At 63.6% G+C, this 13197-nt stretch carries 12 protein-coding genes; 6 read left to right on the top strand and 6 right to left on the bottom strand.

From position 1 onward, the window contains the following. Positions 1-6 precede the first annotated feature (6 nt). Both FBZ93_RS04105 and FBZ93_RS04100 read right to left on the bottom strand, forming a co-directional pair. A complete protein-coding gene (locus FBZ93_RS04105; protein WP_167528905.1) occupies positions 7-762 on the bottom strand; it encodes a transporter substrate-binding domain-containing protein in 756 nt (251 codons plus the stop codon). Between the two features lie 112 nt (positions 763-874). Then, positions 875-1798 (bottom strand): LuxR C-terminal-related transcriptional regulator, encoded by a 924-nt coding sequence (locus FBZ93_RS04100; protein ID WP_146984653.1) that lies wholly within the window; start codon positions 1796-1798, stop codon positions 875-877. A gap of 487 nt (positions 1799-2285) precedes the next feature. Here FBZ93_RS04100 and FBZ93_RS04095 point away from each other — a divergent pair, with 487 nt between their 5' ends. The 6 genes from FBZ93_RS04095 to FBZ93_RS04070 all read left to right on the top strand — a co-directional run bounded on the left by FBZ93_RS04095 (position 2286) and on the right by FBZ93_RS04070 (position 8450). Next, on the top strand, positions 2286-2921 hold the full coding sequence (locus FBZ93_RS04095) for a LuxR C-terminal-related transcriptional regulator (protein WP_246667349.1): 636 nt from the start codon (positions 2286-2288) through the stop codon (positions 2919-2921). Between the two features lie 373 nt (positions 2922-3294). Then, complete coding sequence (locus FBZ93_RS04090) at positions 3295-4245, top strand: PDR/VanB family oxidoreductase (RefSeq protein WP_146984652.1); 951 nt, start codon at positions 3295-3297, stop codon at positions 4243-4245. Between the two features lie 18 nt (positions 4246-4263). Then, complete coding sequence (locus tag FBZ93_RS04085; RefSeq protein WP_146984651.1) at positions 4264-5604, top strand: aromatic ring-hydroxylating dioxygenase subunit alpha; 1341 nt, start codon at positions 4264-4266, stop codon at positions 5602-5604. Next, a complete protein-coding gene (locus FBZ93_RS04080; protein ID WP_146984650.1) occupies positions 5601-6077 on the top strand; it encodes an aromatic-ring-hydroxylating dioxygenase subunit beta in 477 nt (158 codons plus the stop codon). The genes FBZ93_RS04085 and FBZ93_RS04080 overlap by 4 nt, the downstream gene beginning before the upstream one ends. A 7-nt stretch (positions 6078-6084) precedes the next feature. After that, on the top strand, positions 6085-7701 hold the full coding sequence (locus tag FBZ93_RS04075; RefSeq protein WP_167528904.1) for an ATP-dependent acyl-CoA ligase: 1617 nt from the start codon (positions 6085-6087) through the stop codon (positions 7699-7701). A 20-nt stretch (positions 7702-7721) separates the two neighbouring features. Next, positions 7722-8450: an SDR family NAD(P)-dependent oxidoreductase gene (locus FBZ93_RS04070; protein ID WP_146984649.1), complete on the top strand. Its 729-nt coding sequence runs from the start codon at positions 7722-7724 to the stop codon at positions 8448-8450. 11 nt (positions 8451-8461) lie between these two features. Here the strand turns inward: FBZ93_RS04070 and FBZ93_RS04065 are convergent, their stop codons facing one another. From FBZ93_RS04065 to FBZ93_RS04050, 4 genes are read right to left on the bottom strand one after another with little or no spacing between them, the layout of a single operon-like run. Further along, positions 8462-8944 (bottom strand): MarR family winged helix-turn-helix transcriptional regulator, encoded by a 483-nt coding sequence (locus tag FBZ93_RS04065; protein WP_074127410.1) that lies wholly within the window; start codon positions 8942-8944, stop codon positions 8462-8464. Beyond that, positions 8944-9441: a MarR family winged helix-turn-helix transcriptional regulator gene (locus FBZ93_RS04060; RefSeq protein WP_146984648.1), complete on the bottom strand. Its 498-nt coding sequence runs from the start codon at positions 9439-9441 to the stop codon at positions 8944-8946. The genes FBZ93_RS04065 and FBZ93_RS04060 overlap by 1 nt, the downstream gene beginning before the upstream one ends. Next, positions 9438-11003 (bottom strand): indolepyruvate oxidoreductase subunit beta family protein, encoded by a 1566-nt coding sequence (locus tag FBZ93_RS04055; protein ID WP_146984647.1) that lies wholly within the window; start codon positions 11001-11003, stop codon positions 9438-9440. Before FBZ93_RS04055 ends, FBZ93_RS04060 begins: the two co-directional genes overlap by 4 nt. A 10-nt stretch (positions 11004-11013) precedes the next feature. Further along, the gene (locus FBZ93_RS04050; RefSeq protein WP_146984646.1) at positions 11014-13173 is read right to left on the bottom strand and encodes an indolepyruvate ferredoxin oxidoreductase subunit alpha; all 2160 of its coding nucleotides are present in this window, start codon (positions 13171-13173) and stop codon (positions 11014-11016) included. Positions 13174-13197: the final 24 nt, after the last annotated feature.

Raw genomic sequence — 13197 nt, 5'->3', positions numbered from 1 at the left:
GTCCCGCTACTTCGTGGCGACGTTCACACCTTTGAGGCCCTTCGCGTCGATCGCCTTCTGCACGACGCCGCTCTGCTTTGCTTCGTCGACGAGCGTCGCAAGTGCAGCCTGCGCTGCGGCTGATCGGCCTTTCGGTAACGCCGCCGCCACGCGAACCATCGCAAAGGCGCCCGGCACGATCTTTGCGCCCGGCAAGGCATCAGCAGCGGGATACCCGACGCCAGAGTCCGCCCCGAAGACATCCGCCTTGCCAGAGCGCAGCAGCTCGGCCGCGTCGGCTGCGATAGTGGGGCTAAGCGGGATACGGACAATCTCAGCGGCCTTGATCTCCCGCGCCAACACACGCTCGGAAGGGGCGCCGCGAATCGTGCCGATCTTCACACCTGTTCTGTCGACGGAGGCGATATCGGGAAATTCCTTTCCCGGTGCCGCGACGTAGACAAGGCTGATGACCCAGAGGTCCGCCGTGGAATCGGCCTTGTCCGCAGGAGCAAGGACGCGCGGCCCGATCGCGATGTCCCATTCATCCTTGCCGAAGCTTTGCAGATAGGCATCCGGACTCGGATACATCACGGGTTCGACGGCCACGCCGAACTTCTGTCCAATGAACCTCGCGACAGGCTCAGCTACGCCACCGAGCACAGTAATCGCAATCATGCCAACGCGCAGCTTTCCGCTTGGCGCGATCTCGGGCGCGGTCTGCCCACAGGCGACACCAGACAAGCCCACAAGCAATGCGAATGAAAAAAGAAGCCGGGCCATTCGTGCCCCCTTGCCAGCCCGCATCCACCGTCGCGAGTCGCATGCGTCTATGCGCCACGGCTCAACATCCCGCCGGGGTTACCCGGCAGGATGTCAGAGAACACGGCTTCGGCTATTTCCGAAGCCGGATCGCCGCGTCGATCTTTGAGCTCATGCCCGTGCGGGCGTGGCCGTTGGTGAGGGGCACCTCAAAATAGTTCGCCGCGTGGTCGATTGTGCCGAGGGGCGCCGGCCGGCTCGCTCTCGCGAGCTTGGGAAGCTCTCTCTTCGGCGGCAGGGGCCGCTCGGCGTCGGCGGTCTGATGCGCAGACCCATTGGTTTTCGGCCAGGCCGCAGGGCGATGATTGAGGCCCCAGATCGCCGCCTGCGTTCTGTTCTGAACCCGAATCTTGCGAAGGATCGCCTTGATGTGAACCTTCACCGTGGCTTCGGCAATATTGATCTTGCGGGCAATACACTTGTTGGAATCGCCCTCGATCAGACACTGCAGGATCGAGATCTCCCGCGGCGAAAGCTGCCGCGCGAGCCTGTCATCCGCCTCTGCGACGGCGGGATCGTCATCGGTGGGTGTTGCAGCATCGTCCGTGTCGCGTTCTTCGGCGTCGAGCGTGGACGTCAGGAACGCCGGCGGGAACACCGTCCCACCCATCATGACAAGTTCGATGGACTTGATGAACGCATCGCAATTCATCACGTCGATGAAGTACCCCGTGGCACCGGCCCGGAGTGCGGCAGCCAGATCGCTCACACGATATTGATCTGCGACGACGGCTACGCGTCCATCGGCGTGGCGACGCTTGAAGGACTCGATTTGGTCGATCGTCGGGCGAAAATCATCGCCGGTGTGAACGATGAGGAGCAGCAATGCCGAACTGCTTGAGGTCCTCTGGGGCGCATCGTCGCCGAGCAAATCATCGGCATCGGATATCGAAGTCAGGACTTGAAAACTCTCCGAGTTCAGAATTCTAGCAAGACCTTCCTTACGAAGACTGTTTTCACCAACAAGCACAATAGCAAAGGAATATCGCCGTCTCATGGAAACTCTCCCGGACGCTACAATGAAACAATGGGCGGGTCGGTTGAATCCGGCGCATTTTGTTGATCCACCCAGCTAAAAAACAACGCGTAGCAAAAACATTTCTCAGGTTTGGCCGATCGAACTAGCCAGGCCTGAGGACGAAAAAAGCCTCGAGCCCACTCCTAAATATTTAGGAATTTTAAATGCTAATCCCCAATATCCCTATATACCGTTGGTTATAGACATTGTTTCGGATGGTGCTCGCCATGAGAAGCGGGCGATGTCACGGGTGCGAGCCGGGACGCCTGTTGATTGACGCTCGCTTGGGGTGAGTCGGATCGGCGCTGCGATCACCCGTTGCTGGAAATGCGCCTGTCGGCACACCCAGGCAGTAAATTCACGGGGTGTCCGCGACAACAAATCCTTACGAAAAAGCTTCGTATTGGAGTAGTTTATTATTCAATTGGGCGCCGAGCTGAACTGGGGGACTGAGGATTGGCCTTAAATGCATTTCAGTCGTGTGGTGATTGCTAGCAGATATCCTGTTGTTTTATTGGGTCTCAACTGCCTGCTCGAAGCAGAACGTGATTTCAAGGTTGTTGCTCGCTGCAATGATGGTGCGAGCTGTTTCGAGGCAATACGGCGTCTTGCGCCCGATATAGCCATTTTGGACATGTCGATGCCTGACATTTTTGAGCAGGCAATGCTCGACATCGAGACATCTGCCGTGCGGCTCGTCTTTCTGGCTACCTCCGTTGAGGATCGCGATCTTGCGATGCTGGCGGCAGCGGGGGTCTACGGCGTCATGCTCCATGACGAGGAGCCTGAGACCCTCATACAAACTTTGCGGCAGGTCGCGGATGGCCAGAAGATGCTGCCGCCGGCCCCGGGGGAGGAGGCCATCTCCTGCACGCAAACCGTGATGCCGGAGAAATATCTCGCGATGCTGACGGAGCGCGAGCGTCAGATCATGAACCTGGTGTCGGAAGGCCTATCGAACAAGGAGATTGGCCGCCGTCTGAAAGTGGCCGACGGTACCATCAAGGTTCATCTGCATCACATCTTCCGCAAGCTCGAGATCAGCAACCGGACGGTTCTGGCGACGCTCGCGGTCTCGTATGCCGGGCCGAGCGGGACCTAGCGGCCTTCCGTAACTGCAGCTGAAGCAACCGCCGACATGTAGTCACGATCGCTCGAACCGTGATGCATCGATGGCGATCGCTCGCGATCGTCGACTGTGTGGGCTGCCTGCGTAATCCCAGAGACGTTGCAAACCCGACCAACCGCTGTGACGGCGCTGGTGCGCCGTGCGCATCTCGCGGTTTCTCGAGGCAGGGATCGAAAGCGTTTTGCCCGCCGAATGGATTGCGCGCGCCATGATCGCCGCAGAAGAGCTGCGGTCGCCCGGGCGCCGGGCCTTTCCTGGCAGCCTCGGCGTCCCATCGCTTCGACGATTGACAGGCAATTATTACATGTATAAAAATATGCAAATTCATATAATATGAGATGCCCGAATGGACGCGCATCCACTCAAGCTCAGAGTGCAGTCGGTCGTTGCGGAGACGCCAGTCATTCGCAGCGTCGTGTTCGGTGTGGAGGGCGGTGCCGTGCCGGACTGGCAAGCGGGCGCGCATATTCGCGTGCTGCTGCCGGGTGGAGGCGACCGGCCGTATTCCCTGATGGCGCTGCCGGGCCTGCCCAAGGGCGCCGTTGCGCTGGGGGTGCTGCGCGAGCAGGCGTCGACCGGCGGTTCGCAGTTCATGCATGCCCTTCAGGTCGGCGACGTCATCCGGGCGAGCACGCCGGTCAACAATTTCGGCCTTCACGAGGGCGCCGCGCCGGCGTTGCTGTTTGCCGGCGGCATCGGCGTTACGCCGATCCTGTCGATGGCGGCTAAGCTGAACGCGCAGGGAGCGCAATATCGCCTGCATTATGCCGGGCGAATGCCGGGGCTGCTGGCGTTCCTGCCGCAGTTGCAGACAATCTGTTCGGAGGGGTTGGCGGTTCATTACGACAGCGATGAATCCCGCCTCGATATCGCAGCCGTGCTTGGCGAGGCACCCGCAGGCGCTCACGTCTATGTCTGCGGGCCGGCCGGCATGATTGACGCGGTGAAGGCGGCGGCGCTCGCCAAGGGCATCCCGGCAGACCGCATCCATTTCGAGCTGTTCAAGGCGGAGCAGCCCACTTCACCGAACCAGCCGTTCGAGGTCGAGCTCAAGTCGACGGGACAGGTCATCACGGTCGCGACCGATCAGAGCATCATCCAGGCGCTGGAAGCGGCGGGGCTCGACGTGCTGTACGACTGTCAGCGCGGCGACTGCGGCATCTGCCAGTGCGGCGTGATCGGAGGCGTGCCCGATCATCGCGACGTCATTCTCAGCGATGAGGAGAAGGCGTCCAACAAGGTCATGCAGATTTGCGTGTCGCGTGCGAAGTCGGAGCGGCTGGTGTTGGATCTCTGAGCGGAGGCAAGAGGCGCCATGGTGAAATACGGAAAGAATCCCCGCGCGATCGGCGGGCTGGTGCGCGACGCCGAGGTGCATCGCGACGTCTATGTCGATCCCGAGATATTCGATCTCGAGATGGAGCATCTGTTTCCAAACAGCTGGATCTATGTCGGACATGCCAGCCAGCTGGCGAAGGCCGGCGATTTCATCACCGCCAATATCGGCCGGCAGCCGGTGGTGGCGAGCCGCCATACCGACGGCTCGATCCACCTGTTCTACAACCGCTGTCCGCACAAGGGCGTCAAGATCGCCTCCGAGCCGTGCGGCAACACCGGAAAGTTTTTCCGCTGTCCCTATCATGCCTGGTCATTCAAGACCGACGGCTCGCTGCTCGCAATCCCGCTGAAGAAGGGCTACGAGGGCACCGGATTCACCGACACAAAGGCGAATGACGGGCTGTCGCGGATCAGGAACGTCGTCGTCTACCGGGATTTCATCTTCGCGCGGCTGAGCGAAACCGGCGTCGGCTTCGAGGATTATTTCGGCGAAAGCCTCTCGACCATCGACAACATGGTCGACCGCTCGCCGGAGGGGAAGCTCGCCGTCGTGGCCACGCCGATCCGCTACATGCACACCTGCAATTGGAAGATGCTGGTCGAGAACCAGACCGACACCTGCCATCCCATGGTGGCGCATGAGAGCTCGGCCGGCACCGCCATCAAGGTCTGGCAGCGCGAGCAGGGCGACTCCAAGGAAACGCCGATGGCGGTGCAGCTCTATGGACCATTCATGAGCCCGTACGAGTTCTACGAGCAGAGCGGCATCCGGATCTGGCCGAACGGCCATGGCCACACCGGCGTCGCCAATTCCATCCATTCCAACTATTCGGACATTGAGGGCTATCTCGGCCAGATGGTGGCGGCCTATGGCGAGAAGCGGGCGCACGAGATCCTGGGCGAGGTCCGGCACAACACGGTCTATTTCCCGAACATCATGGTGAAGGGCGCGGTGCAGATCCTGCGCAATTTCATCCCGATCGCGGTGGACCGGACGCTGGTGGAGAGCTGGGTCTATCGTCTGGTCGGCGCGCCCGACAAGCTCTACGAGCGGGCGCTGATGTATAATCGCTTTATCAACGCGCCGACCTCGATCGTCGGGCACGACGATCTCGAAATGTACGAGCGGGCGCAGGAAGGGTTGAAAACCAACGGCAATCAGTGGGTCAATCTGCGCCGGCTCTACGAGAGCGGCGAGGAGGCTGACGTCACCGCTGTTATCAACGGCACGTCGGAGCGCCAGATGCGCAACCAGTTTCATGCCTGGGCCAAATTCATGACCATGGACATGGTCGAGCCGGTCGAGGCCGCGGAATGATCAGCGAAAAAACCATCACCGATTTCGTCTATCTGGAAGCCGATCTGCTCGACACGATGCAGTGGCAGGCCTGGCTCGACCTGTTTCACCCGGAGGGGCGCTACTGGATGCCGCTGGAATGGCAGCAGCAGGATCCGGTGCTGCAGCCGTCACTGATGTACGAAGACCTGCTGCTGATGAAAGTGCGGATCGAGCGGCTGGCCGGCGAACGCACGTTCAGCCAGAAGCCGAAGAGCCGCTGCCATCATCTGCTGCAGGCGCCGCAGATCGTGGCCTGCGATCCGGCGGCCGGCATCTTCAAGGCGCGGACGTCCTTTATCTACACCGAGACGCGCGGCGACACGCTGGAGCGTTTTTCGGGATGGGCGTCGCACGATCTCGTTCAGGTCGGCGATGATCTCAAGATCAGGCTCAAGCGCATCGATCTCGTGAATTTCGACGCGCCGTTCGGCAATATCCAGCTCTTCATGTGAGTGCGTCTTGACCACAGCGACCACAGTCTATGCCCGCTTCCGCGACACCGCGCTCCGCCGGGAGGAAGCCGGCTTTCTCAACGTGCTGCCCGAGACGGCCGAGACCTACGGCATCGCGGCCGAAGAGATCTCGTACCGCGCCATGCTCGAGCGGGTCGAGCGCTGGCGCGCGGCGTTTGCGAGCCGAGGCTATGGCCAAGGCCATCGGGTCGGGCTTCTGCTGCAGAACAGGCCGGTGTTCATCGAGCTGTGGTTCGCGCTGAACGCGCTCGGTGTCTCCGTGGTGCCGATCAACCCCGATCTGCGGGTCAGCGAGCTCGAATATATCATCGCGCATTCGGAGATGAATGCCGCCTTCGTCCTCGCCAAGCGGCGCGAGGAGGTCGAGACCGCGGCGCGCCAGGCCGGCCGGCGGATTCCGGTGGTGACCGACAGCGGCGAGATTCCGGCCCCGTTCGGCGGCGCGCGGCCGGCGAGCGCCGGCGACGGTGGAAGCGAATGCGCGCTGCTCTATACGTCGGGGACAACAGGCCAGCCCAAGGGCTGCGTGCTGACCAACACCTACTTTCTGTATTCCGGAGACTGGTATCGCGACGTCGGCGGGTTGATCGATCTCAGGCTCGACGGTGAGCGCATGATCACGCCGCTGCCGCTGTTCCACATGAACGCGATGGCGGTGTCGCTGATGGCGATGATGTCGGTCGGCGGCAGCCTGACCATGCTCGACCGCTTCCATCCGCGCAGCTGGTGGGCATCGGTGCGCGACAGCCGCGCGACCTGCCTGCATTATCTCGGCGTGATGCCCTCGATGCTGATGAGCGCGCCGCCGTCGCATGAGGATCGCGCGCACAGTGTGCGGTTCGGCTTCGGCGCCGGCGTCGACAGGCTGCTGCACGCCCCGTTCGAGGAACGCTTCGGCTTTCCGCTGCTCGAGGCCTGGGCGATGACCGAGACCGGCAGCGGCGGCGTGATCGCCGCCAATGCCGAGCCGCGCAAGGTCGGCACCAGCTGTTTCGGTCGGCCGGCGCCCGAGGTCGAGGTTCGGATCGTCGACGACGGCGGCAACGATGCGGCGGCGGGAACGCCGGGCGAGCTGCTGGTGCGGCGGGCAGGGGCCGATCCCCGCTACGGCTTCTTCAAGGAGTACCTGAAGAACCCGGAAGCCACCGCCGAGGCCTGGAAGGACGGCTGGCTGCATACCGGTGATATCGTCTCGCGCGACGCCGATGGCGATCTTCATTTCGTCGACCGCAAGAAGAACGTGATCCGCCGCTCCGGCGAGAACATCGCCGCGGTCGAGGTCGAATCCGTCCTCAACCGCCACCCCGCGATCCGGCAGGCCGCGGTCGCAGCTACCCCGGATCAGATGCGCGGCGACGAGGTCGCGGCCGTCATCATCGCGGAGCAGCCGGGCGCGGACCGCGCACTCGCCGAGGAGATCGTGCGCTGGAGCCTGGAGCAGATGGCCTATTACAAGGCGCCGGGCTGGATCTGCTTCGTCGAAAAGCTGCCGCTGACCGCGACCGAGAAGATCCAGCGCGCCGGCTTGAAGGATTTCGTCGCGAAGCTGATGCGCGAGGGCGCGTTCTTCGATTGTCGCGATCTCAAGCGGCGGCAGGAGTGACAATTGGCAAGGAGCCGATCATGAGCCAGACCCGCACCACACTGATCACCGGAGGCAATTCGGGAATCGGCGAAGCGCTGGCGAAGAAGCTCGTCGGCGAAGGACAGCGGGTCGTCTCGGTTGGGCTGGAGACGCCGGCGTGGACGCACGACCTGCTCACCGCCTATCGCGCGGACCTGACCAGCCCGTCGGAGACGCGGGCCATCGCCGAGGAGATCTGCCGCGATCACGCGGTCGACTGCCTCGTGCACAATGCCGGCATGATCCTGCCCAACCTGCTGGGCGATGCGAAGCCGGAGGACATCCTGACGCTGGCGCAGCTGCATCTGGGCGCCCCGATGCTGCTGACCCAGGCGGCGATGGAAGGGATGCGGTCGCGAAAGTTCGGGCGGATCGTGTTCGTGAGCTCGCGCGCTGCGATGGGCGCGGCCACGCGCTCGGCCTATTCGGCGACCAAGGCCGGCGTACACGGCATGGCGCGGACCTGGGCGCTGGAGCTGGCGCCGAGCGGCATCACGGTGAACGTGGTGGCGCCAGGCCCGATCCTGACCGACAATTTCTGGGGCATCGTCCCCAAGGGCTCCGAGCAGCAGGACAAGATGGCACGCAACGTTCCGGTCGGGCGGCTCGGCACGCGCGAGGACGTGGCGCACGCGATCAGCTTCTTCCTCGACGAGCGCTCGGACTTCGTGACCGGGCAGGTGCTCTATGTCTGCGGCGGCACCAGCCTTGCCGGCCTCAGCCCCTGATTGCAGCCAGATCAGATCTGGTTCTGGCGGATGTTCTCGACCATCTTGGCCAGCACGCGGGCGCAGACCTCGATCTCGTCGGGGTCGATGCCGACGGTCAGGCGGTCATAGTTGTTCTCCATGATCGGCCAGATCTTGCGCAGCAGGGCTTCGCCGTCCGGCGTCAATCCGACGACCCGGCGGCGCTGGTCTTCTTCGGCGATCTCGCGCTTGACGAGGCCCGACGTCACCATCGACTCGACCATGCGGCTCGCGGTCGATTGCTCGGTGACGGCCAGCACGGCGATCTCGTTGACGGTCAGGGTCTTGTAGATGAACAGCACCGACAGCGTCCGGAACACGACGTTGTTGATGTTGTGCTCGCTGAGATCGCGGTTCTGATCCAGGTTCCAGCGATTGGCGAGCCGGTTGAACAGATAGGGAATGTAGCTCTGCAGCTGGTCCCGCGTCCGCGGCGGACCGGATTTCCATCTGCTCCTGGAGTCTTTGGCCATTACTTCCTGCGACCCTGCTTCTTGCCTTCGCTGCCAAGTTTCGAGGAGAGCGACCGCAGCATCGACAGGGCCGTCTCCAGCTCCCGCGCGGGGATGCTTTCGAGCCGTTCGCTCAGATGCTTCTTATGCACGTCGGCGGCCTTCCTGAACAGGGCCTCGCCCTTCGGCGTCAGGCGCACGATGAACGAGCGGCGGTCCTCGCTCGACATCTCCTTGCTGATGAGGTCGTCGGCCAGCAGGCGCTGCACCAGGCCCGAGACGTTGCCGCCCGACACTTTCAGGTTCTGCGACAATTGCCCGAGCGCCAAGCCGTCCTTGTAGCGATCGAGCTGCGCCAGCACGTCGAATTTTGCCAGCGACAACCCGAACTCCGAGCTCAGCATGGAATTCAGCGAGGCAAACAGCTCGCCATGCAGTGACAGCAGTTGCAGCCACAGCCGGGTTTCGATCTGGCCGAAGACGGGGGCTGTGCTCTCTTTGAGGGCTGACGACGTCATGCGAAGCTCTTGATGGTCTGGATCACGCCGTCGAGCTCCTTGCCCGCGCTGTCCTTCAGCGCGGCTTCCCGCAGCCGGCGCGCCCAGTCGGCGGCATCGTCGCGCGGCGCGACCAGCTTGATCGCGGCCAGCGTCTTGTCGAATTTCGACAGGCCGCGGCTGTGGGTGTCGGAATAGCCTTTGACCAGGCGCCGGCATTGCAGGATCTCGACGCCCAACTGATAGTTCGCTCGGACGGCCTCCGTCGCGGCCTTGAGCCATTCGTCGCGATGGGCCGTCTCGATGGCATGGCGCAGCGAGCGGCGGCGGATGCCGCGCAGTCCGCCGACGACATAGAGCGCGACGAACCAGGGCAGCGAGTAGGTCTTGACCCGTCGTCCCTTGTTGACGCGACGGTCGAGCCAGCCGAGCAGGCGCGGCTTTCCGCCAAGCCAGCGGCCAAATCCCGCCGGCAGCATGCCCATGACCTCCTCCATGCGGGGATGCATGAACTCGGTGGTCTGCAGCACCTGGCTTTCGGACAGTTCGAGCTCGCCCTCGATCCGCGCGCGGCGGGCCGATCGGGTCTTGAGGTCGGCAACGCGGATGACGTCATCATAGGTCATGGCGTTGGCGAGATATTTTGCGGCGGCCTGGGTGAAGGCAAAATTCCGCTCGGCGCCACCGGCGCTGCGATCGGCGGCGTGGAGCTTGCCGAGGATGTCGAGATATTCGCCGCCATAGGCGACGTCCTGGAAATCGACCACCTTCTTCAGCCCGGCGCGGCCGATGGCATGTGCGGCCTCGGGCAATTCCTGCGTCAGCCGGGCCGCGAGGCCGGCAAGGCGGGGATCCAGAATTGCCGGAGAGGAGGGCGTGCTGGCCGCCTCCGGTTTCGAGGGCGCTGCCGGCTCCGGGGATTTCGACTGCACCCGGTCAAACGCAGCCTCGAACGCACGGACGCTGGCCTGCGCGCCCTTGTCGCCGGCGCGGATCACGTCGAGATAGCTGTCGCGGCTGAAGCTCAGCACGCCGGCGCCTGCGAGCGCGCCGAACATCGCGGCCGAGATCACGCTGCCGTTGGCGATCGCCAGCGCATTCATGTCGAAGATGATCTCGGTCTTGGCGGCAATTCCGATGGCCCCGGTCACCGCGCCCTTATCGGCAATGCCGTTGCCCGGCGCGATCTTCTCGCCGATCGCAAAGGTCCGGTGATTGGATGCGATCAGCGTGGTGCGGTCCGGCGTCACCAGGCCGCGCAGGATCGAGCGGCCCGCTTCCATGAACTCCGCCGCCATCACCACGTCGACGTCGCCGGGCGTCGGCATCAGCGACAGGATCGGCTTGCGGCCATCGAGCGGCGGCATCGCCTCGATATAGTAGATCGTGGCGCCGGTGCGCTGGGCGACGCCGGGCACCGAGGTCGATTGCGCGACCCAGCCGTGGTTCTCGGCGAGCTGGACGATCCAGTCGGTGAGGACGCCGCCGCCCTGGCCACCCATCGCGACGATCGCGATCGAGATCGGCCGCTCGGTCGCGTCGCCCGCGGCAGGAAGCGCCAGCTTGACCGTTTCGTCTCTCATGCCGAAACTTTCATGCCAAAGCCTCGAGCGCCGGGCGCCGGCGATCGCGCCGCCGTTGCAGCCAGCCGATCACGGTCATCGCGATCTTCGACTTGAACTTGTCCCAGCCGGTCGGATTGTGAATGACGTCGGCGCGATAGAACGAGGGACACAGCACGGCCGCATCCGCGACTTCGCCGCAATTGCCGCAACCGACGCAGGAATTGTCGATCGCCGCGACGGGATCGTCGCGCAGGGGATCGTCGAGCTGCTTGACCGAGAGCGAGGGGCAGCCGGAGAGGCGGATGCAGGCGTGGTCGCCGGTGCAGACATCCTCGTCGACGCCGAAGCGTTCCTTGACGGTGCGTACGCCGTCCTTGATCGCCTGGCTGATCTGCGGCTTTACGCGGCGCTGCTTGTTCAGCATGCATTCGGAGGAGGCGACGATGACCTTCGGGCCTTGCTCCGTGGTCGTCAGCGCCTCCTTCAGCGTGTCGCGCATCCGGCCGACATCGTAGGTGCGGTCGATCTGCCGGACCCATTGCCCGCCGATGCCCTTCACGGCCTGCACGATCGAGTTGTTGGTGTTGCGCCGCTTGCTGATCGCACGCGACGACAGGATGTCCTGACCGCCGGTCGCCGAGGTGTAGTAATTGTCGACGATGACGAACACGCCGTCATGTTTGTTGAAGACCGCGTTGCCGATGCCGCTGGTCAACCCGTTGTGCCAGAAGCCGCCGTCACCCATCACGGCGATCGAGCGCTTGTCGGCCTTGACGTTGAAGGCTGAGGTCGAGGCCGGGCCGAGGCCGAAACCCATCGTCGTGGCGCCGATATTGAAGGGCGGCAGGATCGAGAACAAATGACAGCCGATGTCGGCGGAGACGTGGTGCTCGCCGAGCTCGCTCTCGACCAGCTTCATGGCGGCGAAGATCGGCCGCTCCGGACAGCCGGTGCAAAGCCCGGGCGGGCGCGCCGGCACGACCTGCTTCAGCTTCTCGACCTCGGGATGGCTGAGCACGGAGCTCGCATCCGGCGCCGGCGGCCGGTTGCCGAGCAGCCGCGGCTCGGTCTTTTCAAGGAACTCGCGCACGCCGCCGAGCAGCACCTGCGCGGTATAGTCGCCGGCCATCGGCAGCACGTCCTTGCCGTGGACGCGGGCCTGGATATCCCGGCGGCGCAGCACCGTGTTGATCGCCTGCTCCAGATATTCCGGCTGGCCTTCCTCGACGATCAGGACGGCGTCCTTGTCGAGACAAAACTCGGCGACCTCGGTGTCGATCACGGGGTAGGTGACGTTCATGACGTAGAGCGGGACCTGCGTGTTGCCATAGGCATCCGACAGCCCGAGATATTGCAGCGCGCGGATGACGTTGTTGTACATCCCGCCCTGCATGATGATGCCGACCTTGCCCTGCTTCGGCCCCATCCACTCATTCAGCCGGTTGTCCCTGACGAAGTTGATGGCCGCGGGCAGCCGGGTCCTGATCTTCTCCTGCTCATGCTCGTAGGCCGCCGGCGGCAGCACGATGCGGCCGACGTCGCGCTTCGGATTGTTCAGGGCGTCCTTGATGGTGTGCGCCGGCCTGACATTGTCCTTGCAGGCAAAGCTTCCGTGCATGTGGCAGGCGCGGACGCGCACCTCCAGCATGACAGGGGTGTTCGAGACTTCCGAGAGCTGAAAGCCCTTCTCGATCAGATTGACGATGCATTCATGGTCAGGGCGCGGATCGAGCAGCCAGATCTGCGATTTCATCGCAAAGGCGTGGGTGCGCTCCTGCATGATCGAGGAGCCTTCGCCGTAATCCTCGCCGACGATGATCATGGTGCCGCCGGTGACGCCGCCGGAGGCGAGATTGGCGAGCGCGTCGGAGGCGACATTGGTGCCGACCGTCGACTTCCACGCCACCGCGCCGCGCAGCGGATACATCACCGAGGCCGACAGCATCGCCGCTGCCGCCGCTTCATTGGCGGAGCTCTGGAACACGACGCCGAGATCGTCGAGCACGTCCTTGGCGTCGGCCAGCACGTCCATCAGATGCGAGATCGGCGAGCCCTGATAGCCGCCGACATAGGCGACGCCGGATTGCAGCAGCGCCTTGGTGATGGCGAGGATGCCTTCGCCGCGGAAGGTGTCGCCGTCGCCGAGCCGGAGATCCTCGACTTCACGAGCAAAAGACCGTTCAGCCATTGCACCCTCCAGAAATATGCGATA

The sequence above is a fragment of the Bradyrhizobium macuxiense genome, assembly GCF_007993935.1.
Classification (GTDB): Bacteria; Pseudomonadota; Alphaproteobacteria; order Rhizobiales; family Xanthobacteraceae; genus Bradyrhizobium; species Bradyrhizobium macuxiense_A.
Note: the sequence above shows the minus strand (reverse complement) of the source record. Positions and strands in the feature narration are given on the sequence as shown.